Genomic DNA, 22,131 nt, shown 5'->3' with positions numbered 1-22,131 from the left:
GCACGCACTCGTCATGGCCAGGCTTGACCCGGCCATCCACGTCTTGCAGTGCGTTGTGGTGTTGGCACGTGGATGCCCGGGTCAAGCCCGGGCATGACGACCGATTTTGTGTGACGCGGATTCGCTCTATTCTCGCAGCATGTCATCGTCATCCGCCAAGCACGCCGCCGTCATCGGAGCCGGCCCCGCCGGCCTAATGGCGGCGGAGGTGCTTGCGGCTGATGGTGCCGATGTCACCGTCTATGACGCGATGCCATCGGCTGGCCGCAAATTCCTGATCGCTGGCCGCGGCGGGCTCAATCTCACCCACTCTGAACCGCTGCCGGATTTCCTCGCACGCTATCGCGAGGCGATGCCGCACCTGAAAGCTGCGGTCGAGGCGTTTCCGCCTGACGCCCTGCGCACGTGGTGCGAGGCGCTGGGACAGTCGACCTTCGTCGGCACCAGTGGCCGCGTCTTCCCCAAGGCGTTCAAGGCATCGCCACTGCTGCGCGCCTGGCTGCTGCGGCTCGATGCTGCTGGTGTCCGGTTTGCGTTCCGGCATCGCTGGGTCGGATGGGAGGCGGGCGGACTGGAGTTCGCGACGCCCGATGGTCCGCGCGTGATCAAGCCCAACGCAACGGTGCTCGCGCTCGGCGGCGCGAGCTGGCCGCGGCTTGGATCCGACGGCGCATGGACGGAGATCTTGGCCGCGAGGGGCTTTGCCGTGGCGCCGATGAAAGCGGCCAACTCAGGCTTCACCGTCGCCTGGTCCAATGTCTTCCGCGATCGCTTCGAGGGCCAGCCGCTGAAGGGCGTCGCATTGACGATCGGCGCGCACACCGTGCGCGGCGAGGCAATCGTCACCGGTGCGGGCATCGAAGGCGGTGCGATCTACGCATTGTCGGCTGAACTGCGCGAGGCGGTGCTGGCGAAGGGAGCTGCAACACTTCACGCGGCGCTGCGCCCTGATGTTACGACGGGCGAATTGACCGCGCGGCTGTCGGCGCCGAAGGGCAAGCAATCCTTCTCCAACTTCCTGCGCAAGGCCGCGCAGCTCTCGCCTGTCGGCATCGGGTTGTTGCAGGAGGCGGCAGCCGTTGCCGGCCGACCGCTCGCGTCGCTGCCGGCGGCCGATCTCGCCGCAATGATCAATAGGGTGCCGATCCGGATCACCGGCGTGGCGCCGATCGCGCGTGCAATCTCGAGCGCGGGCGGGATCAGGTTCGACGAGCTTGACGAGCATTTCATGCTGCGTCGGCTGCCCGGCACCTTCGCCGCCGGCGAGATGCTCGACTGGGAAGCTCCGACCGGCGGCTATTTGTTGCAGGCGGCGTTCGCGACCGGTGTCGCCGCAGGGAATGGTGCGCTCAGATGGCTCAAACGGTAGGATAGGTAGAGCGCAGCGAATCCCATCAAGCTCCCGCACCGATGAGATTTGATAGGTTTCGCTGCGCTCTATCCATCCTACGACATCTCATGACGAGCCGGTCTTTGTTACGAGATCGGTGATGACGCCGAGCACGCCGAAGGCGCCGGCTACCAGGCACACCATCGTCCAGCCGCCAAAGCTCCAGGCGGCGGAGGCGGCCGCAGCTCCGACCGCGCCGCCGATGAAGAACAGCGCCACGAACAGCCCATTGATGCGCCCGCGCGCCTCGGGCCGCAGCAGGTTGACCGCGCGGCGGCCGAGCGTCTGATCCGTGGTGATGCCGAGATCGAGCAGGATCGCGCCGATGCTCATCACCAGCAGTGCCGCGATCCGGGATTCGAGCATGGCGGCCCAGATGCACAGCGCAACCGCGATGATGATGAGCAGATGCGAGCCGATCAAGAGCGGCCGCGCAAAGCCTCTATCGCCCCAGCGGCCGGCGACCGAGGTCGCCGCGGCTCCGGCCACGCCGATCAGCGCGAACAACGCGATCCCCCTGGCGTCGAGATTGAACGGCGCATCCGGCAGGCGCAATGCGACCGCGGCCCAGAACGCGGTGAACGATGCCATCACCAGCGCCGCTGTCCAGGCACGCACGCGCAGCACCGGCTCCTCGCGCAGCAGCCTCGGAAACGAGCGCAGCAATGTACCGTAGCTCGTGGCAGCGACTGGTTTGAGCGTCGGCAGGCAGCGGGCCAGCGCCGCGGTAAGCACAACCATTAGGACGGCCGAGGTGATGTAGTAGCCGCGCCAGTTCCAGGCGTCCGCGATCAGGCTCGCCGCGGGGCGCGACAGCAGGATGCCGATCATCAATCCGCTCATGACGTCGCCGATCGCCTGACCACGACGCTCCGGCGCCACCATGGAGGCGACCAGCGGCACCACCATCTGGATCGCAGCGCAGGACGCGCCGAGGATGAAGGTTGCGGCAAGCAGAAAGTCGGGCGTGGGCGCGAGCGCGGTGCCCAGCGCCGCCACGATCGCACAAGCCAGCGTGCGCAGGATCAGCCGCTTGTTCTCGACCAGATCGACCAGCGGCACCAGCAGCAACAGGCCGAGGGCATAACCGAGCAGCGTCAGCGTCGAGATCAGGCCGGCCTGGAATGCGGTCATCCCGAGCGAACGGCCCATCAGTCCGATCAGGATTTGCGGCGCGAACAGATTGGTGACGACGGTGCCGGTCGTGATGGCGCCGATCCAGATCAGGGGACGCACCGAGACGGGGCGCGCCGGAGAGAGCTTGGTGACGTCGGAGATGGTCATGGGACCTCGCGGATGGAGTTGCGAAGCCCCCTTTAGAGGGTCGGCCTAATATGCTACAATTCAAATAAGATAATGAAGAATATGCGAGTTTGTTATGAATACGCATGACCTTGTCGCCTTCGTCGCGGTGGTGGAGACCGGATCGATCGTCGCGGCGTCGGCGCGGCTGAACCTGACCCAGCCCGGCGTGACGCGACGGATCCAGAATCTCGAGGAGATGCTCGGTGCGCAGCTTTTGGACCGGCTGTCGAAGCCGCTGAAGCCGACGCCGGCCGGATACGAGGCCTACGAGCAGGGCCGACGCCTGCTGCGGATGCTCGACGATCTCAAGTCCGGGGTCGCAAATGATGGCGTGGTGCGCGGCGAGTTCAGGCTCGGCTTGACGCCGTTCCTGTCGGAGGCGGGGCTCACCGGGCCGCTCGATGCCGTGCGCGCGGAATTTCCCGCGCTCGCGGTGCGCGTCGTCTCCGGCTGGTCGCCGCATCACCTGGAGGCTGTGTCGCGCAACGAGCTCGACGCGGCGGCGATCTGCCTGCCTGACGGCACCGCGCCGCCGGCGGAGCTCCTTGCCGACGATCTCGGCGCGCAGCCGGTGGTGTTCGTCGTCGCGCGCGACATGAAGACGCCGAAGTCGGTCGGCCTCGAATGGCTGTCCCGCATGGGCTGGGTGATCAACCAGGATGGGTGCGGCTTTCGCCAGACGCTGAAGCGCCACTTCGACGCGGCGCATCTGCCGTTCACCGTCGCGGTCGAGGCACTGGACAGCGAGCTGCGCCTGTCGCTGGTGGCACGCGGGCTCGGCATCGGGCTCGTGACCCCGGTGGCGCTGAAGCGCAGCCCGATCCGCAACCGGCTCAAGATCGTCAGGATCGAGGATTTCAACCCCGCGGTCCGCGCCTGGATCGTGCACCGCCCGCCGGCCGGCCGATTGGCGCGGCCGATCGAGGTGTTTCGCGAGGCGCTGAATCGGGAGTTGCAGGCGCTGGTGCGGGCCTAGGTCGATCTTAGGCGGGATAGCACCGCGACGGCACTGCGCTCCCTCTCCCGCTTGCGGGGGAGGGCTGGGGTGGGGGTATTACCCCGAATCATATTGTCGAGAGAGCCCCCACCCGTATCGCATCTGGCGATGCGATACGACCTCCCCCGCAAGCGGGAGAGGTGGACAGGAGGCTACCGCAACTTCCCCCTTGCCGCGACTGGCAGCGTGCCGATGATCTCATCGCCGCGCACCATCACGACCTCGTCCATCATGTTGACCACGACGCAGACGTGATTGGGTACGATCCGCACGACATCGCCGACACCGGGCCGGGTGTTGCTGCGGGACAGATCGAGGAAGCCGTGCTCCTCGGCAAAGCGCGCGATCTTGGCTTCGGGATGCTCGAGGATCAGGCCGTGACCCTCGAGGCCGCCGGTATCCGTGGTCAGCGTCTTCGAGCCGGCATCGAGGATGCCGCGCTCCGGACCGGCGCGGCTGACGACGGTGGAGTAAATGTGCAGCGCGCAATCGTCCCAGGTGGCGACGCCTGCGGCGACCTGCATGCGGTCGTTGTAGATGTAGGTGCCGAAGCGGTGCTCGGTGCCACCCTTCAGCTTGCCGAGATTCTTCAGGTTCGGCGTGCCGCCGGTCGAGACGATCGGAGCATCGAGCCCATGCGCGCGGACGCCGGCCAGCGCCTCGTCGTAGAATTTCTGCGCGTCAGCCCAGCCGGTCTCGGTCGGATACAGCATGAAGCCCGCGAAGCTCAGCCCCTTTGAGCCTGCGATCTCCCGCGCCAGCGCGATCGCCTCCGCTGGCGTCTCGACGCCGGCGCGCTTGCGGCCGGTGTCGCATTCCACGACGACGGAGAGCGGACGGCCGGACGCCGCGGCCGCCTTCGGCAGGTCGCCGACCACGACGGAATTGTCGGCCGCGACGGTGACGTTCGCCTTACCCTGCAGCGCGCCGAGCCGCGCCATCTTCTCGTCGCCCAGCAGATTGTAGCTGATCAGGATGTTGTCGATCCCGGCATCCGCCATGATCTCGGCCTCGCCGAGCTTCTGGCAGGTGATGCCCTTCGCACCGGCCTTGACCTGTAGCTGCGCCAACGTCGGATTCTTGTGCGTCTTGATATGCGGCCTGTTGGCGACGCCGGCGGCATCGCAGGCCGCCTGGATGCGGGCGATGTTGCGCTCGACCCGATCCATGTCGATCGCGGCGCAGGGCGTGCCGTATTCGCGGGCGATCTTGGCGGCGAGGGGCGTGGTCATGTTTTTCTCTTCTCCGGCCTCGTAGGATGGGTAGAGCGCAGCGAACCCATCAATTGCATCGGCGTGTCATGATGGGTTTCGCTTCGCTCTACCCATCCTACGCTTCACGCCTGTTCGATCTCTTCGCGCAGCACTTCGAGTTCGAGCCAGCGGTCCTCGGCGGCGGCGAGCTCTTCCTGCGCCTTGGCGATCGCTGCAGATGCGGCATCGAACTTGTTGCGATCCTTGGTGTAGAGGTCAGGGTCGTCGAGCAGCTTCTGCTGCCTGGCGATCTCGGCGTGCAGCTTGTCGATCGTCTTCGGCAGCGTTTCCAGCGCGTGCTTCTCGTTGAAGCTCAGCCGGCGCCTGGGGCCCGCCTCGGGCGCCGCGGCTTTCGCTTCCTTTTTCTCCTCGACCGGGCTTTGCGCCTTCACCGCCTCGCGCTTCACGTCGGCGCCGCGCTGCGCCAGCATGTCGGTATAGCCGCCGGCATATTCGATCCAGCGGCCCTGGCCTTCAGGCACGATCACCGAGGTCACGACGCGATCGAGGAAGTCGCGGTCGTGGCTGATCAGGATCACGGTGCCCTCGTAGTCGCCGAGCATCTCTTCGAGCACGTCGAGGGTTTCGAGATCGAGATCGTTGGTCGGCTCGTCCAGCACCAGAAGATTGGACGGCTTCGCCAGCGCGCGCGCCAGCATCAGCCGGCCGCGCTCACCGCCCGACAGCGCTTCGAGCGGCGTGCCGCGCTGCTCCTGCGCGAACAGAAAGTCCTTCATGTAGCCGATCACGTGCTTCGGCTTATCGCCGACCATCACATGGTCGCCGCGGCCGCCGGTCAAAGCTTCGGCCAGCGTGAGCTTTGGATCGAGGCTTTCGCGGTGCTGATCGAGCGTTGCCATCTCGATATTGGCACCAAGCCGCACCGAGCCGCTATCGGGCGGATCGTTGCCGATCAGGAGATGCACCAGCGTGGTCTTGCCGGCGCCATTGGGGCCGACGATGCCGACGCGGTCGCCGCGCTGAATTCTGGTCGAGAAGCCGTCGACGATGGTGCGCTCGCCATAGGCCTTGGAGATGCTCTTCGCCTCGATCACGAGGCGGCCGGATTTTTCGGCCTCGGCAGCAGCCAGCGTGGCGTTGCCGGTGGCGCCGCGATAGTTCTTCCGCTGATCGCGCAGCGCGTGCAGATTGCCAAGCCGCTTGACGTTGCGCTTGCGACGCCCGGAGACGCCGTAGCGCAGCCAGTGTTCTTCGTTGACGATCTTGCGGTCGAGCTTGTGCTGCTCGCGCTCTTCTTCCGCCAGCACCTCGTCACGCCACGCCTCGAACGCGCCGAAGCCGCGGTCGATCTGCCTGATCTGGCCGCGGTCGAGCCAGGCGGTGGTGCGCGACAGGTTGGTGAGAAAGCGGCGGTCGTGGCTGATCAGCACGAGCGCGCAGCGCCGGCTCTCCAGTTCGCCCTCAAGCCATTCGATGGTCGGCAGGTCGAGATGGTTGGTCGGCTCGTCGAGCAGCAGGATGTCCGGCGAGGGCGCCAGCACCCGCGCCAGCGCCGTGCGCCGCGCTTCGCCGCCGGAGACATGCGCGGGATCTTCCTCGCCGCTGAGGCCGAGCTGTTCGAGCAGATAGCGCGCCTGGTAGTGGTCATCGCCCGGGCCGAGCCCGGCCTCGACATAGGACAGCGTGGTCGCATGTCCGGCGAAATCCGGCTCCTGCGGCAAATAGCGGATGGTGGAGCCGGGCTGCACGAAGCGGCTGCCGGAGTCGGGCTCGACCAGGCCGGCCGCGATCCGCAGCAGCGTCGATTTGCCGGAGCCATTGCGTCCGATCAGGCAGACGCGCTCGCCGGCTGAAACCGACAGCTCGACGCCGGTCAAGAGCGGCGTGCCGCCGAAGGTGAGGCTGATGTCCTTGAGCTGAATGAGCGGTGGTGCCATTGCGTCAGCCCTGGCTCGTCGTCGCCTGCTCCGCGCGGCGGCGCTGGATGCGGCGGATGGTCTGGTCGAGCGTCGAGAGGAATGTCGAGCGGTCGCGCGGTGAGAACGATTTCGGCCCGCCGGTGACTTCACCCGACGACCGCAGATCGGTCATCAGGTTGCGCATGGCAAGCGTCATGCCGATCGATTGTTCCGTGAACGGCTTGCCGTTCGGCGCGATTACTTCGGCGCCGGCCTTGACGCAGCGGCTCGCCAGCGGAATGTCCGCCGTGATCACGACGTCGCCCTCACGCGCGCGTTCCGCGATCCAGTCGTCGGCGGCATCCATCGCGGAACCGGCAGCGACGCGCTCGATCAGCGGATCCTGGGGCACGCGGATGAAGCCGCCTGCAACCACGCTGACCGGCACGCCGAGACGGATCGCGACGCGGTAGATCTCGTCCTTCACCGGGCAGGCGTCGGCATCGACATAGATTCGGGTGGGGGCAGGAGTTTCAGTCATCGATCCAGGGGGTGGCGGCGCGCGCGGGCTCCGCGTGTACTCCATCGGGCGGAAAATTGCGAGCAAAACGAGAGGCTTGCCACACTGTTCGGTTCAACTACGATCATCGCCAGAAAAGCAACCGAAATAAGGGGAAACCCCATGGCGGCTCCGCAAACCTACCGTGTCTCGGCCTACAACACCTCGAAACTGTCCGAGAACAAGATCCACGACGATACGGTGGCGCGGAAGTTCGGCTTCTCCGGCGGCCTGGTGCCCGGCGTCGACGTCATGGCCTACATGATGCATCTGCCGGTCGAGAAATGGGGCCGCGATTTCCTCGAGCGTGGCCTGATCGAAGCGCGCTTCGTGAAGCCGGTCTATGACGGCGAGATCGCGGAATTGACCGGCCAGGAGACCGGCAATGGGTTGTCGATCGAGCTGCACAGCCGCGGTGAGCTCTGCGCCACCGGCACTGCGTCGCTACCGGCCTCGGCGCCGAAGGTCGCGATCGACGACTACAAGGAGGTTGCGGCGGTGGCCGAGCGCAAGCCGGTCAGCGCGTCGTCCTATGAGCTTGGCAAATGGCTCGGCACCATCCCGCGCGATTGGTCCGGCGATGCCGCGAAGGAATATCTCACTGATATCAGGGAGACCGATCCGATCTACCTGCGCGAAGGTCTCGGCCATCCCGGCCTGCTGCCGCGGGTGATGAACAAGGTGCTGGTCGACAACGCGATCCTCGGCCCCTGGATCCATGTCGGCACCCGCATGCAGCTTCTGTCGGCGGGCAAGATCGGCGACGAGCTGACGGCGCGGGCCAAGGTCGTCGGCAATTACGACAAGAAAGGGCACCGCTTCGTCGAGCTCGACGCCCTGGTGCTCGCCAACGGCACAACGCCGCTGGCGCATTGCTGGCACATCGCGATCACCCAGCCACGCGAGCAGGCGGCGGCGTAGGGCGTGGTGTAGGCGCATGAGCCAGCCCGCTTAGTCTCGCGGCTTTGCTTTCAGTTCAAAGAAAGCCGCTCGCCTGCGGCCAACTCGCGGCAAAATGTCTTTCCCCGGCGCGACGACCGCGCTTCGCCATAAAGTCCGTTACGATCCTCTCCCTGACGGCAAAACAAAGGAGAATGCGATGTCGAGTTCAGTCAAGGACATGCTCGCTGCCGCGAACAGTTCGGTGCCTGGGATCAGCCCGCAGGACGCAAAAGTCCTGATCGAGAGCGGCAAGGCTCTGGTGGTGGACGTGCGCGACGGACTTGAGCTGCAGGCCTCAGGCAAGGTTCAGGGAGCCAAACACGTCGCGCGCGGAATGATTGAATTCAAGGCCGATCCTGCCAGTCCCTATTATGACAATGCGTTCGACCGCGAGAAAACCGTGATCGTCTACTGCGCCTCCGGCGGGCGCTCCGCGCTTGCGGGTAAGACCCTGCAAGACATGGGCTACAAGGACGTACGCAACCTCGGCGGCTTCAAGGGGTGGGTGGACAGCGGCGGCGCGGTCGAGAAGGCATGATGGATCACCCGCATGCGCGGGTGACGACAACAACGGTTGTGGCAGCGGCAACTTCCAAACTGTCATTGCCAGCCTTGACCGGCTTGACCCGGCAATCCATCCGCATCCACAGCCGTCGTCCCCCGCGCATGCGGGGGATCCAGTACGCTGCGGCGCCTCGGCCCCGTCGCTAACGTCTCTGGAGTACTGGGTCACCCGCATGCGCGGGTGACGACATCTTGCTTGTGGGGGCGGGCGGCTTTCCTTACGCCGCCTTGGCCTTGGCGTCCTGGATCGCACGCCAGACCCGTTCCGGCGTCAGCGGCATGTTGATGTGCTTGATGCCGTAGTCCGACAGCGCGTCCACCACGGCGTTGACGACGCAGACGAGGCTGCCGGCGCAGCCGGCTTCGCCGCAGCCCTTGGTGCCGAGTGGGTTCGACTTCGCAGGCGAGGGGTGATTGTCGATCTGCATCGGCGGGACGTCGCCGGCGCGCGGCAAGGCGTAGTCCATGAACGAGCCGGTGATCGGCTGGCCCGAACCATCGTAGTTCACTTCCTCCATCATCGCCTGGCCGATGCCCTGCGCGACGCCCCCGTGCAACTGACCGGCGACGATCATCGGATTGACCACGGTGCCGAAATCGTTGACCGCGAAGTAGCGGACGATCTGCGTCACGCCGGTGTCCGGATCGATTTCGACCTCGGCGACGTGGCAGCCGTTCGGGAAGGTCGATGCCGTCTCCTTGGTGGCGTGATCCACGTCAAGCGTCTCGGGGGTGCCCTCCGGCATCTTGCTGTCGCGCATGCGCTCGGCAAGCTCCATGATCCCGATCGAACGGTCGGTGCCGGCGATGGTGAAGCGGCCATGCCCGAACTCGATGTCGGCCTCGGACGCTTCGAGGACATGGGCGGCGGCCTTCTTGCCCTTCTCGACGACCAGTGCGGAGGCCTCGACGATCGCCTGTCCGGTCGCGGTGATCGAGCGCGAGCCGCCGGTGCCGTTGCCGAAGCGGACGCGGTCGCTATCATTCTGATCGAGCGTGATCTTCTCGAAGGGGATGCCGAGCTGGTCGGACAGCACCTGCGCGAACGGTGTGGCATGGCCCTGGCCGTAATCGAGCGTGCCGGTGGTGAGCTTCACCGATCCGTCCGGCTCGAAGGTGATCTTGCCGAGCTCGCCACTCGGCGGCGCGGTAACCTCGAGATAGGAGCCGACGGCGATGCCGCGCAGTTTGCCGGCTTTCTTGCTCTCCTTCTTGCGCTTGGCGAAGTTCTCGTAGTCGGAGATCTCCAGCGCCTTCTGGAACACGCCGGCGAAATCGCCGCTGTCGTAGGTGACGCCGCTCGCCGCCGGGAAGGGCAGTTGTGACGGCTTGATGAAGTTGCGCTTGCGCAAGGTGAGACGGCTGATGCCCATCTCGTCGGCGGCGGCATCGATCAGCCGCTCCATGTAGTAGTTGGCCTCTGGCCGTCCGGCGCCGCGATAGGCGCCCATCAGCGTGGTGTTGGTCACGACCGTCTTGATGTCGACGCCAAGCAGCGGCGTGCGGTAGACGCTGGCGAGGTTCTTGCCGGTATTGAGCGACAGCGGGCCCGGCGCGACGCCGGTGATGTAGGCGCCGAGATTGCCGTAGCCCGAGAGCCGTACCGCGAGGAACTTTCCGTCCGCATCGAGCGCAAGCTCTGCATGGATCTTTTGCGCGCGGCCCTGGCTGTCGGAGAGGAAGCTCGTCGAGCGCTCGTCCAGCCATTTCACCGGGCGGCCGAGCTCCCGCGCGGCATGCGCGATGCAGGTGTATTCGGGATAGTTGAGGTTCTTCATGCCGAAGGAGCCGCCGACATTGGCGGTGAGGATGCGGACCTTCTCCGGCGGCACGTTGAGCAGGCGCGCGAGGATCGCCTTGTTGCCGGAGACGCCCTGGGTCGGCACCTGCAGCGTGAAGCGCTCGGTCTTCTTGTCATAATCGGCCAGCGCCACCCGTGGCTCCATCGACACCACGGCGACGCGGGTGTTGACGATGTCGAGCTTGGTGACGTGCGCGGCGCCGGCGAACGCCGCCTCGATCTTGGCGCTGTCGCCATAGTGGTAATCGAGCGCGACGTTGTTCGGGATGTGGTCATAGAGCTGCGGTGCGCTGGGCTTGACGGCCTCGGCCGCGTCGGTGACGGCCGGCAGCGGCTCAATCTCCGTTACGACGGCTTCGGCCGCATCGCGCGCCTGCGCCGCGGTTTCCGCGACCACGAAAGCCACGGGGTCGCCGACGAAGCGCACCTTGTCGGTCGGCAGCGCCGGGCGGTTGGTCTGCAGCAGCGGCGAGCCGTCGCGGTTTTTCAGTGGTAGCCCGCAGGTGAAGGGATTGTAGCCGGCAGCCGCAAGATCGGCGCCCGTCCAGACCCCGAGCACGCCGGGCATCGCCTTGGCGGCCGCAGTGTCGATGCTCTTGATGATGCCGTGGGCATGGGACGAACGAACCATCCAGCAATAGGCCTGGTTGGCGAGCGAGAAATCGTCGGTGTATCGGCCCTTACCGCGTACCAGGGTGTCGTCCTCCTTGCGGCGCACAGGCTGGCCGACACCATATTTTTGCAGTGCGATAGCGTTCTCGATAGAGGCGGAAGGCGTGTGATCTTGCATCGGAAATGACCTGAAATGCCCGGATTTGCGCCGTTTTGGCGGGCGCCGACCAGATAACGCACACCCTCCTTAACGACAACGCCCGATTGGGCATGGTCCCAATGTGAACGGATATTGCACAGGTCCTTGGCGCTGCTAAAGTTTCCGTGAATGGACAATTCTTCGGTGGACCGCTGACCGCGGGTCCGACGGAAAGACAGTTTTGATGACTAGCGATGTGCGGCTTTGCGACGGTCCTCCGGCCCGCGAAGTCCTGTCAGGCTTAGCCGTGGTAGGCGCGGACACCGGCGTCTACGCCGCGCTCGACCTTGGCACCAACAATTGCCGGCTCTTGATCGCCTGTCCGTCGGGCGACGGGTTCCGCGTGGTCGATTCCTTTTCGCGGATCATCCGGCTCGGCGAGGGGATCGCCGCGACCGGTTCCATCAGCGAGGCCGCGATCGAGCGCGCCATCGCGGCGCTGAGCATTTGCAGCGACAAGATCCGCCATCGCAAGGCCCGGCGGTTGCGGCTGATCGCGACCGAAGCCTGTCGTGCCGCTGGCAATGCCGAGAGCTTTCGCGCCCGCGTCGCCGCCGAGACAGGCATCAAGCTCGAGGTGATCGACCGCGAGACCGAGGCGACGCTGGCGGTGATCGGCTGTTCCCCGCTGCTCGATCCAAAAGGGCGGGGCGCCATCCTGTTCGACATCGGCGGCGGCTCGACCGAACTGGTGCGGATCGAGCGCGATCCGCATGCGCCTGACGCGCCGCCGCGCATCAAGGCGTGGATGTCGATCCCGCTCGGCGTCGTCACGCTGGCCGAACATTTCGGCGGCAGGAACGTCACGAAGGAGCTGTATGCGCGCATGGTGGACGAGGTCGCGCAGCACGTCGCGCCGTTCGCGGCCGAGCACGGCAGGGACCTGCGCGACATGCACATGCTCGGCACCTCCGGCACCGTGACCACGCTCGCCGGCGTGTTCCTCAATCTGCCGCGTTATGACCGCCGCCGCATCGACGGCATCTGGATGAACGATGCCGACGTGTCAGCGACGATCCAGAAGCTGCTCGGCATGAGCTACGAGGACCGTGTCAGCAACAACTGCATCAGCATCGAGCGCGCCGACCTGGTGCTCGCCGGCTGCGCCATCCTCGACGCGATCCGCAACGCGTTCCCGATGCCGCGGCTGCGGGTCGCCGACCGCGGCCTTCGCGAGGGCATGCTGGTGGAGATGATGCGCGAGGACGGCGCCCTGCGGGCATGCTAGACGCTGAATCACCTCGCCCCGCTCTTGCGGGGAGAGGTCGGATTGCTCTCGGCGATGCGAAGCATCGTCCGGTGCAATCCGGGTGAGGGGCCGTTTCCACGCATCTCGTGAGCGGAAGCAGCCCCTCACCCCAACCCTCTCCCCGCAAGAGCGGGGCGAGGGAGAACCACACACCGAGACGCAAGAAGCACAATGGCGAAAGATACCACCGGGCGGCTGCACGTCACGGTCAAGAGCGGCGGCAAGCGCAAGCTGTCGTCGAAACTCTGGCTGGAGCGCCAGCTCAACGATCCCTATGTCGCCAAAGCCAAGGCGATGGGCTACCGCTCGCGCGCGGCCTTCAAGCTGCTCGAGATCGACGACAAGTATCGCCTGCTCAAGCCGGGCATGACGGTGGTCGATCTCGGTGCCGCGCCTGGCGGCTGGAGCCAGATCGCGGCCAAGCGTACTGGCTCTGCCGATGGCAAGGGCAAGGTGGTCGCGATCGATCTGCTGGAGATGGGCGAAATCCCCGGCGTCACCTTCGCGCAGCTCGACTTCCTCGATCACGACGCCCCGGAAAAGCTGATCGTGATGATGGGCGGCCGCGCCGACGTCGTGATGTCCGACATGGCCGCCAACACCACCGGTCATCGCAAGACCGACCAGCTCCGCATCATCGGCCTGGTCGAAACCGCGGCGCATTTCGCCTGCGAAGTGCTCAATCCGGGCGGGGCCTTCCTGGCGAAGGTGTTTCAGAGCGGGGCGGATGCGGAATTGCTGGCACAGCTCAAGCGCGACTTCGCCACCGTTCGCCACGTCAAGCCGGCGGCAAGCCGGCAGGATTCCTCCGAGCGCTACGTGCTGGCGACGGGTTTTCGCGGGCAATCCGATCGGGGTTAGCTGCGGCTCCGCCTGCCGTTCTGCCGGCTAATTGGCGGCGGATCGCGGGCGACGTCCCGTGGCCGATTGTTTGAGCACTGGAAAATCGGCGACGTCAGGCGCATAATTCGGTAATGTCGACAATTGTTCAATGCAATTGCGGCGCTGAGTACAGACGCACTGAAGAAAAGTTCTTGGTGCCGCATACGGGTGACGCGATCTGCATGGTCTGCGGAGCAGCGCTGGAATCGTGGCTGGAGAGCACCCACGTTCCCCAATATGAACTTGTTGAATGTCCGGATCAGACAGACGACCGGCATGACCGGCCGCCCCCAAGGCCTGGACGCAACTGGACGACACGTCTGCACTGAATGTCCGTGCCTCGCGCTAACCGCTTCGGTTGACTAGCCCAGCCGCTGATCCCGCGCGTTCTGGGTATCTTCGGTTGCGTGTTTGACGGCGGCGGCCGCCGCGCCACGTTCGGCGCCCTTGCGGCTGGAAATCTCGATCGCCTTGCGACCGGAGATCTCGTGGCCGGCATCGGTCGGCATCTGCCAGAAGAACCACGCTGACGCTGCCGAGATCAACGAAACCACCACGAAGGCTGGCGCGAACGCATCGGCGGTGAGCTCGGTCTGGCGATGCAGCGCAAGCACCGTTTCGACCGAGAAGGCGCCGATGGCGACGCCCGCGGACACTGCGAGCTGCTGATTGACGCTGACGAGGGTGGTGGCGCGGCTCATCTGGGGGGCCTCGACCTCGGCATAGGCCACGGTGTTGATCGCCGTGAATTGCAGCGAACGGAAGAAGCCGCCGACCACCAGGATGATGAAGATCAGCAGCAGCGGCGTCGAGATCGTGAACAGGGCGCAAGCGGCAAGGAAGGCCGAACTGACGACCGCGTTGACAGTCATCATATTGCGGAAGCCGAAGGCACGGATGATGCTCGCGGCGAGCGTTTTCATGCCCATGGCGCCTACTGCGGACGCGAAGGTGACAAGGCCCGACTGGAACGGCGTCAGGCCGAAGCCGACCTGCATCAACAGCGGCAGCAGGAACGGCAGCGCGCCGATGCCGACGCGGAACATGAAGCCGCCGATGATGGCTGCGCGCATCGTCGACAACCGCAGCAGCGAAAAATCCAGCACCGGCGAACCGGTGCGCCTCGCGTGGAGGACATAGAGCGTGATCGAGACGACGCCGATGCCGACCAGCGCCGCGACGATCGTCCACGGCAGCAGGTTGAGCCCGGCGACCGACAGGCCGAAGGCGATGCCGGCAAGGCCGATGCCGGCGAGCACCAGGCCGTAAAGGTCGAAGCGCTCCGGATCGACGCTCTTGATCGGGTCGATATATTTCAGCGCCATGAAGATGCCGAGCAACCCGATCGGGATGTTGATCAGGAAGATCCAATGCCAGGAGAAATAGGTGGTGATGAAGCCGCCGAGCGGCGGCCCGATCACGGGGCCGATCAGGGCGGGAACGGTTACCCAGGCCATCGCATTGACCAGAGCGCTCTTGTCGACCGAGCGCAGCAGCACGAGACGCCCGACCGGCGTCATCATCGCTCCGCCGAGGCCCTGCAGAATGCGGGCGAACACGAAATTGGTCACCGAAGACGACAGCGCACAACCGATCGAGCCCAGCATGAAGACGCCGACCGCGCCGGCGAACACGATGCGCGGTCCGAAGCGATCTGCGGTCCAGCCGCTGGCCGGGATAAACACCGCAAGCGAGAGCAGATAGGAGGTGATCGCTAGTTTCAGCGTCAGGGGACTGGTGCCGATATCCGCGGCGATCGCCGGCAGCGAGGTCGCGATAACAGTGGAATCCATGTTCTCCATGAACAGAGCGGTGGCCACGATGAGCGGGATCAGGCGTTCTTTGTTCATTGAAGCGGACGGTTGGGGGAGCTGAAAAGGCGGGCGAGGGGGCTGTATCACCCTGCTGCCCCCCATGCCATTGCGGAACCGGCCAAACCACCTAAATCCAGCGTGACGCTGGTATGCATCCGCCAGCGTTTGAGGTGTACGCCGTGATCTACGTCCTCGCCGCCCTGTTGCCGCCGATCGGGCTGCTCCTCAACGGGCAGCCGTTCTCGGCGCTGTTCAACCTGGTTCTGATCGTGTTTTGCGCGATTTTCGGGCTGATTTTCCACGTGTTGCTGGTGGTGCCCTCGGCCCATGCCGTGATCGCGGTCCATATGAAGCGGGAGGAGCGACGCCACCGGGAGGTGGTCGAGGCGATCCGCCGCCACGGGCCGCCGTCCGGCTATCGGGCCCCGTAACCCGTAAAAAGCCTGTGCATGGCTGGCAAACACTTTGATTCGTCATGCCGCCATGCTATCGACCAGCGTCAACCCCACCGATGGGCACCGATTCGACGGTGACGCAGCCAGCGTCGCCGCAGGCGGCGTTCATCCGTAAGATCGTTGCGGCTGATGCCGCTGAAAGGAGTTGGCAATGGCCACGGGACTTCGGACTATCCGTGAAGCCTTCACGTTCGACGATGTGCTTCTGAAGCCCGGTCTGTCGGACGTTCTTCCCTCGGAAGTCGACATTCGCTCGCGCGTCACCCGCGCGATTCCGCTCAACATTCCGATTATCGCTTCCGCGATGGACACCGTGACCGAGGCGCGCATGGCGATCGCGATGGCGCAGGCGGGCGGCCTCGGCGTCATCCACCGCAACTTCGATCCCGAAGGCCAGGCCGCGCAGGTGCGGCAGGTGAAGAAGTTCGAATCCGGCATGGTAGTCAATCCGCTTACCATCGGCCCGGACGCGACGCTGTCCGACGCCCTGACGCTGATGAAGGACCACGGCATTTCCGGCATTCCGGTCGTCACCGGCGGGGCCAAGAACACGCCGGGCAAGCTGGTCGGCATCCTGACCAACCGCGATGTGCGCTTTGCCAGCGATCCGCGGCAGAAGGTCTCGGAGCTGATGACGCATGAGAACCTCGTGACGGTGCGCGAAAGCGTCAGCCAGGACGAGGCGAAGCGGATGCTGCACAAGCACCGCATCGAGAAGCTGTTGGTGGTCGACGATCAATATCGCTGCGTCGGCCTGATCACAGTGAAGGATATCGAGAAGGCGGTGGCGCATCCGCTCGCCTGCAAGGACGAGCACGGCCGGCTTCGCGTCGCTGCCGCCACCACGGTCGGCGAGACCGGCTACGAGCGCACCGAGCGGCTGATCGATGCCGGCGTCGACGTCGTCGTGGTCGATACCGCGCACGGCCATTCCCGCCATGTGCTGAACGCCGTCAATCGCATCAAGCGGCTCTCCAACGCGGTGCAGGTCGTCGCCGGCAACATCGCGACCGAGGACGGCGCGCAGGCGCTGATCGATGCCGGCGCCGATTGCATCAAGGTCGGCATCGGCCCGGGCTCGATCTGCACCACCCGCATTGTCGCCGGCGTCGGCGTGCCGCAACTCACCGCGATCATGGATGCGGTGGCCGCGGCGAAGAAGTCCGACATCCCTGTCATCGCCGATGGCGGCATCAAATATTCCGGCGACCTCGCCAAGGCGCTGGCCGCCGGTGCCGACATCGTGATGGTCGGCTCGCTGCTCGCCGGCACCGACGAGACGCCAGGTGAAGTCTTCCTGTGGCAGGGCCGCTCCTACAAGGCCTATCGCGGCATGGGCTCGGTCGGCGCGATGGCGCGCGGCTCGGCGGACCGCTACTTCCAGCAGGACATCAAGGACACGCTGAAGCTCGTGCCCGAGGGCATCGAGGGCCAGGTGCCCTACAAGGGACCGGTCGGCAATGTCATGCACCAGCTCGCCGGCGGCCTCCGCGCCGCGATGGGCTATGTCGGCGCGCGCAATATCGGGGATTTCCACGACAAGGCCGAGTTCGTCCGCATCACCGGTGCGGGCCTGCGTGAAAGCCACGTCCACGACGTGACGATCACCCGCGAAGCCCCGAACTATCCGGGCGGCGGTTAGCCTCGCCACCGTCATTCCGGGGCGGTCCGAAGGACCGAACCCGGAATCTCGAGATTCCTCCGCCTTCCGAGGGCAAGACTATGGCCGCTGAAATCTATGGGCTGGTTTCGGGCAGAGACGGCAAGGTCCGTTACGTCGGGGAAACCTCGGGGGCTTGCCAGGATCGTTTCCTTGAGCACCTCCGCAGGCCGAACGACTGCTTGCGGGCGTGGTTTCACGAGGAATGGCGCGACGGATTTCCGGTTCGGTGCTTTCTGCTGGAACGCTGCGCGTTCGACACACGCTTCGCAAGGGAGGGCGTGTGGATGGCCCGCTTTCCAAACTTGTGCAACGCACGGATCAGCCTGCAGAACTGGGCGTCGGGCGCCTCTGTTACAACCCACCCTCGCATTCCGGAAATCGAGAGTTGGATGACGCGATTTGAGTGGAATGTCGGTGGATTTAGAGGAATCCACCGCGATCGATATTCGGATCAGTTTATCGTGTTCGACTGGCGGCGACCCTTGTCCCCCAATCGACAATTCGCGGTACTTTCGACCGCGGTCGAGGTGAGAGACTCATTAAAGGTCCTTGGCTTACTCGACTTGACTGAAGACAGCCGTTCGCGGTGACCGATCTGCACTACTCGGACGCTGATGCGGCAGGCGTTGCGACGGAGAGCGTCATGAAAGTTGATCGCGGCGAAATCCGTCGCAGTGTTGAGCGCGACCATCATTACCAATGGCACGTCTCGATTATGTGCGGGATCATAGTGGCAGTGGCGGTCCTCATCACGATCATAGGCTGGCATATTTGAAATAACCTCCTAAAGGATAGCTGCGGACTTGGTGTCAAACGCGCTAAGGCTGCGTAGCCGCTTATTTGGGGACGCAAAATGCTTTTGATCCAAACCATTTCAACGAAGACGCTTGATCAGGCAAGCGTGGGCGAGTTTGTGAAACTCAAGACACCCGCTGGCAATCTGTTTGCGGTTATCCTAGATAGCGATGCCCAGGGAACGTTGGTTGGCTTTTTAGAAACCAACCAGAGAAGTCGATATCCAACATTCAAACAAGTTAGCAAAGGCCTCAAGTGCCTCTCATACGGTCTCAATTGGGTCGTTGATCGGGTCGGCAATGATGAAAGCTGGGCTGGGAACAGAAGCCATTTAGCGTCCGCAGGTGCAATATTGGTGGATAGCCATGCCGTCTGACTGTCGCTTCAGCCGAGTTCAGAGAACCATTGGGGAGAGAATCATGCTTCGATCTCAGAGCTAACAAATTCACGGATAAACACCCGGTGGATTTTACGCCGTTCCTGCAATGGCGAATCTGGGCGAGCAACGAAGAATATCGTCACCCTGGCGCCAAACCGCTTATTGAGGTGAGTGCAGTCCCTGGGCTGTCGAACGCGAACACATAGTATCGGTAGAAATTCAACCTAGAGTCCTTGTGCGCTGTTACGACCTCTTTTCGGCATCGAAGATGACTGCGAGCCAGAACAAACCGAACAAGAAATCGGCGAAATTCCTTATGTTCGACGTTTCCCCAGAAGGGGCTAATCTTTGGTTTGATATCTCAAATATAGTTCTGCTCGCCGGAGCCGTATTGGTCGCGGCTGGAACCTATGGAACGATAAAGTTCTCTGGCATAAAAGAGAAATTCTCTGACGAGCGCATTTCTATCAATGAGGCTGAGACGCGCAAGGCGGTCGCGGAGTCTGACAAAGCAAATGCCGCGCTGGGGATAGCGCAGGCCGACATTGCAAAGGCGAACAGCGAAATAGCCAAAGCCAACGAGGGCGTCGCTTCAGCGAATGCCCGTGCGGCAGAGGCAAATCTTAAGGCGGAAACAGAGCGAGCTGAGCGCGTAAAATTAGAATTGAAACTGGCGCCCCGCTCTATCAACCCAATAGTTCTGGCATCCCAACTTGCCGGGATGGCTGGTTTGCGGGTTGACATAGTGTCCTATGAAACAGGATCGTCAGACGTTGCTGCGCTAGCTGGGCAGATTGGAGATGGTCTCGGGAGGGCCGGATTTAAAGCTTATGTCTTTACGCCGTTTGCTGACGGCACGGTCGTAAAGGGAATTCTAGTTCGTCACTCCACCGATGCGCTAGACGACGATAAGAAAGCTGCCGCGCGAATTGTTGATGCCTTCAATTCCGTTGGTCTTGCGGCGGGAAGCTGGGCACCATTCCCCGCCAACGAGCCGCCCTCAGGCGCGTACAATGGTCCGGCGGGACAGGCCGCGGATGCAAAGGTTCGCATTCTTATTGGAGCGAAACCGTAACGGTCATCTGGAGTTGACGTGCGCATAGTCAACTCGTTCTATGGACGGCATCAGGCGACTACCATGTGGCGATTGCGGCGCAATTTCGGATCTCACTCGTCCGAATGACGGCCATCATTTCAAACAACATTTCAAACAACACGCTACGTGAAACAGCACATCCGTCTCCCTTGCGGGGAGGCGGATTGCATGCCTACGTGTGCGCCACGAAACCACGAGCGGAGGAAATCCCCATGTTCCAAGGCAAGCGCGTCATTCTCGCCTCGCGTCCCCACGGCGAGCCCACGGCCGCCAATTTCCGGATCGAAGACTTCACGCCGCCTGCGCCCGGTGACGGGCAGGTTCTGCTCCGCACCATCTGGCTGTCGCTCGATCCCTACATGCGTGGTCGCATGGCCGACGGTCCGTCCTATGCCGCGCCAGTGCCGGTCGGCGGCGTGATGGAGGGCGGCACCGTCAGCGAGGTGATGGCGTCGAACAATCCGGGCTTTGCCAAGGGTGACATCGTGCTGTCGCGCGCGGGCTGGCAGACGCATGCGCTGTCCGACGGCAAGGGGCTCGCCAAGATCGATCCGAAGATCGCGCCGATCTCGACCGCAGTCGGCGTGCTCGGCATGCCCGGCATGACCGCCTATACGGGGCTGCTCGAGATCGGCAAGCCGCAGGCGGGCGAGACCGTGGTGGTCGCGGCTGCATCCGGCGCGGTCGGCTCGGCTGTCGGTCAGATCGCGAAGATCAAGGGCGCGCATGCGATCGGCATCGCCGGCGGCAAGGACAAGTGCGCCTACGTCAAGAACGAGCTCGGCTTCGACGACTGCCTCGACCATCGCGATCCCAACCTTGCCGCGAAGCTCAAGGAAGCCTGCCCGAAAGGCATCGACGTCTATTTCGAGAATGTCGGCGGCGCGGTGTTCGATGCGGTGTTTCCACTGCTCAATGCATTTGCGCGTATCCCGGTCTGCGGCCTGATCGCGCACTACAACGATACAGAGGCTCATGCACCGAAATGGGCCGGCGCGATGATGCGCAACATCCTGACCAAGCGGCTGACCTTCCGCGGCTTCATCGTCAGCGACTTCAACGCCATGCACGGCGACTTCATCCGCGACATGTCGCAGTGGGTGCGCGAGGGCAAGGTCAAGTACAAGGAGTTCGTGACCGAGGGACTCGACAGCGCGCCGGAGGCCTTTATGGGTCTGCTCAAGGGCGCCAATTTCGGCAAGCAACTCGTTCGGGTCGGGCCGGACAAGGCGTGAGTGCGGCGGGCTGCCAGCTCCCGTTCCGCAGGGAGAAGGTTCAAGATCGCATAACGATGGGCTTTGGGGGCTTTTTGGCCCCCATTTGCTTGACCGGCACCACGCATCCGGTGGCGCCGCGACCGGTCGCTAGCTAAAACGGGATCTGGAGGTGGCGCCGCAGAGCTGAGGCCCTTCAGTTCGCCGGTTGCTTGGCGAACAGCATGTCGAGGTCGACATCGAGCTGGCCCTTGGCCCTCAGGTGTCGCACTTCAAAGCGATCAGGCTGGAAGCGGTATTCGACGATCCCTGTTTCCTTGATGCCGATCCGCTCCTGCTTCTCGTCGGAAATGATGAAGCCGACCGAGGGGGCCCAGATCTGTCTGATACGCCCGAAGGTGTAGTCGCGGCGCTGGTGGACGTGGCCGCTGCCGACCAGCCGCAAATCGACCTGGCCGAACATCTCGACCAGGCGGCTGCGCGCAGGCTGCGGCACGAAGCGGATCGCGGTCGCCTCGCGTTCCGGATCGTCGGGCGTGTCGAGATAGAGCGGCTTGTGCAGGAACAGCGCGACCGGCTTGCCGCCGATCTTGTCGAGCTGCGCAGCGAGCCAATCGAACTGTTCGGCCTCGCTGTCGAGGCCGGTGTTCATAATCAGCGAGTTCAGGCCGATGAAGCACCAGCCGGCAGCCTCGAACCGCCAGCGGTCGTCGCCGAGCACGGTCCGGAATGCCGCACGGCTCTCTTCGGTGGGCAATTGCGTCGGCGTCGGGCCGACCGCGGTCGGGTTGTCGCCGATATCGTGATTGCCCGGCAGATACCGGCAATCGACCGGCAGCGCGTCATGCATCTCCCTGGCGAAGGCCAGGTCGTCGCGGCTGGTCGGTCCGTCGAACGACACGTCACCGCTGTTGAGGACGAGATCGGGCCGCGTCACGTCAATGTGCTCGCTCACGCGGTGGAAGTTATCCGTGAGGAGCTTGAAGCGGCGGGCGAGGTGGGTGTCGGAGATTTGCGTCAGACGAAACTGGGCCATGCATCGTTCCTTTCGGTCCGATCATAGGCCGCAGCGAAGTCGGAACGATGACGATTTGTCGGGCCGG

20 protein-coding genes are annotated in these 22,131 nt (G+C 64.2%); 13 read left to right on the top strand and 7 right to left on the bottom strand.

The window, feature by feature from the left end; all coding sequences use genetic code 11:
- The first annotated feature begins 196 nt into the window (after positions 1-196).
- On the top strand, positions 197-1,369 hold the full coding sequence (locus tag P6U25_RS21650; RefSeq protein ID WP_407152573.1) for a TIGR03862 family flavoprotein: 1,173 nt from the start codon (positions 197-199) through the stop codon (positions 1,367-1,369).
- A gap of 87 nt (positions 1,370-1,456) precedes the next feature.
- Here P6U25_RS21650 and P6U25_RS21645 read toward each other — a convergent pair whose 3' ends face one another.
- Positions 1,457-2,674, bottom strand: coding sequence for an MFS transporter (locus P6U25_RS21645; protein ID WP_407146801.1), 1,218 nt, complete (start codon positions 2,672-2,674; stop codon positions 1,457-1,459).
- Positions 2,675-2,768: 94 nt separating this feature from the next.
- On the opposite strand from P6U25_RS21645, the gene P6U25_RS21640 reads away from it, so the two are divergent.
- The gene (locus P6U25_RS21640) at positions 2,769-3,671 is read left to right on the top strand and encodes a LysR family transcriptional regulator (protein WP_407146800.1); all 903 of its coding nucleotides are present in this window, start codon (positions 2,769-2,771) and stop codon (positions 3,669-3,671) included.
- A gap of 173 nt (positions 3,672-3,844) precedes the next feature.
- Here P6U25_RS21640 and P6U25_RS21635 read toward each other — a convergent pair whose 3' ends face one another.
- From P6U25_RS21635 to P6U25_RS21625, 3 genes are all read right to left on the bottom strand, one after another.
- The gene (locus tag P6U25_RS21635; RefSeq protein ID WP_407146799.1) at positions 3,845-4,924 is read right to left on the bottom strand and encodes a D-TA family PLP-dependent enzyme; all 1,080 of its coding nucleotides are present in this window, start codon (positions 4,922-4,924) and stop codon (positions 3,845-3,847) included.
- 104 nt (positions 4,925-5,028) lie between these two features.
- A complete protein-coding gene (locus tag P6U25_RS21630; protein WP_407146798.1) occupies positions 5,029-6,843 on the bottom strand; it encodes an ABC-F family ATP-binding cassette domain-containing protein in 1,815 nt (604 codons plus the stop codon).
- A gap of 4 nt (positions 6,844-6,847) precedes the next feature.
- On the bottom strand, positions 6,848-7,345 hold the full coding sequence (locus P6U25_RS21625) for a YaiI/YqxD family protein (RefSeq protein WP_407146797.1): 498 nt from the start codon (positions 7,343-7,345) through the stop codon (positions 6,848-6,850).
- A 141-nt stretch (positions 7,346-7,486) separates the two neighbouring features.
- On the opposite strand from P6U25_RS21625, the gene P6U25_RS21620 reads away from it, so the two are divergent.
- Together P6U25_RS21620 and P6U25_RS21615 are read left to right on the top strand one after the other, a co-directional pair.
- Positions 7,487-8,284, top strand: a complete 798-nt coding sequence (locus tag P6U25_RS21620) for a hypothetical protein (protein ID WP_407146796.1) — start codon at positions 7,487-7,489, stop codon at positions 8,282-8,284.
- Between the two features lie 178 nt (positions 8,285-8,462).
- On the top strand, positions 8,463-8,843 hold the full coding sequence (locus P6U25_RS21615) for a rhodanese-like domain-containing protein (protein WP_407152572.1): 381 nt from the start codon (positions 8,463-8,465) through the stop codon (positions 8,841-8,843).
- 244 nt (positions 8,844-9,087) lie between these two features.
- Here P6U25_RS21615 and P6U25_RS21610 read toward each other — a convergent pair whose 3' ends face one another.
- On the bottom strand, positions 9,088-11,460 hold the full coding sequence (locus tag P6U25_RS21610) for a xanthine dehydrogenase family protein molybdopterin-binding subunit (protein ID WP_407146795.1): 2,373 nt from the start codon (positions 11,458-11,460) through the stop codon (positions 9,088-9,090).
- A gap of 205 nt (positions 11,461-11,665) precedes the next feature.
- On the opposite strand from P6U25_RS21610, the gene P6U25_RS21605 reads away from it, so the two are divergent.
- Positions 11,666-12,709, top strand: coding sequence for a Ppx/GppA phosphatase family protein (locus tag P6U25_RS21605; protein WP_407146794.1), 1,044 nt, complete (start codon positions 11,666-11,668; stop codon positions 12,707-12,709).
- Between the two features lie 192 nt (positions 12,710-12,901).
- Positions 12,902-13,591 carry an RlmE family RNA methyltransferase gene (locus tag P6U25_RS21600; RefSeq protein WP_407146793.1) on the top strand — a complete coding sequence of 230 codons (690 nt, stop codon included), beginning with the start codon at positions 12,902-12,904 and terminating at the stop codon, positions 13,589-13,591.
- 383 nt (positions 13,592-13,974) lie between these two features.
- Here P6U25_RS21600 and P6U25_RS21595 read toward each other — a convergent pair whose 3' ends face one another.
- Positions 13,975-15,462 (bottom strand): MFS transporter, encoded by a 1,488-nt coding sequence (locus P6U25_RS21595; RefSeq protein ID WP_407146792.1) that lies wholly within the window; start codon positions 15,460-15,462, stop codon positions 13,975-13,977.
- A gap of 143 nt (positions 15,463-15,605) precedes the next feature.
- Here P6U25_RS21595 and P6U25_RS21590 point away from each other — a divergent pair, with 143 nt between their 5' ends.
- The 7 genes from P6U25_RS21590 (at position 15,606) to P6U25_RS21560 (ending at position 21,049) form a co-directional block, all read left to right on the top strand.
- Positions 15,606-15,857 carry a hypothetical protein gene (locus P6U25_RS21590; RefSeq protein WP_407146791.1) on the top strand — a complete coding sequence of 84 codons (252 nt, stop codon included), beginning with the start codon at positions 15,606-15,608 and terminating at the stop codon, positions 15,855-15,857.
- A 175-nt stretch (positions 15,858-16,032) separates the two neighbouring features.
- Entirely contained in the window at positions 16,033-17,523 is a 1,491-nt protein-coding gene (guaB, locus tag P6U25_RS21585) for an IMP dehydrogenase (protein WP_407146790.1), read from the top strand.
- 80 nt (positions 17,524-17,603) lie between these two features.
- Positions 17,604-18,134, top strand: coding sequence for a hypothetical protein (locus tag P6U25_RS21580; RefSeq protein WP_407146789.1), 531 nt, complete (start codon positions 17,604-17,606; stop codon positions 18,132-18,134).
- 53 nt (positions 18,135-18,187) lie between these two features.
- On the top strand, positions 18,188-18,319 hold the full coding sequence (locus P6U25_RS21575; protein ID WP_407146788.1) for a hypothetical protein: 132 nt from the start codon (positions 18,188-18,190) through the stop codon (positions 18,317-18,319).
- A gap of 78 nt (positions 18,320-18,397) precedes the next feature.
- Positions 18,398-18,715, top strand: coding sequence for a hypothetical protein (locus P6U25_RS21570; protein WP_407146787.1), 318 nt, complete (start codon positions 18,398-18,400; stop codon positions 18,713-18,715).
- Between the two features lie 271 nt (positions 18,716-18,986).
- Positions 18,987-19,793 carry a hypothetical protein gene (locus tag P6U25_RS21565; RefSeq protein WP_407146786.1) on the top strand — a complete coding sequence of 269 codons (807 nt, stop codon included), beginning with the start codon at positions 18,987-18,989 and terminating at the stop codon, positions 19,791-19,793.
- A gap of 233 nt (positions 19,794-20,026) precedes the next feature.
- Positions 20,027-21,049, top strand: a complete 1,023-nt coding sequence (locus tag P6U25_RS21560; RefSeq protein ID WP_407146785.1) for an NADP-dependent oxidoreductase — start codon at positions 20,027-20,029, stop codon at positions 21,047-21,049.
- Between the two features lie 175 nt (positions 21,050-21,224).
- Here P6U25_RS21560 and P6U25_RS21555 read toward each other — a convergent pair whose 3' ends face one another.
- Positions 21,225-22,064 (bottom strand): metallophosphoesterase family protein, encoded by an 840-nt coding sequence (locus tag P6U25_RS21555; protein WP_407146784.1) that lies wholly within the window; start codon positions 22,062-22,064, stop codon positions 21,225-21,227.
- Positions 22,065-22,131 lie beyond the last annotated feature (67 nt).

It is taken from the genome of Bradyrhizobium sp. ORS 86, assembly GCF_045571475.1.
GTDB lineage: Bacteria > Pseudomonadota > Alphaproteobacteria > Rhizobiales > Xanthobacteraceae > Bradyrhizobium.
The sequence above is the reverse complement of the archived record's forward strand: the minus strand, read 5'-3'. Positions and strand labels throughout refer to the sequence as shown.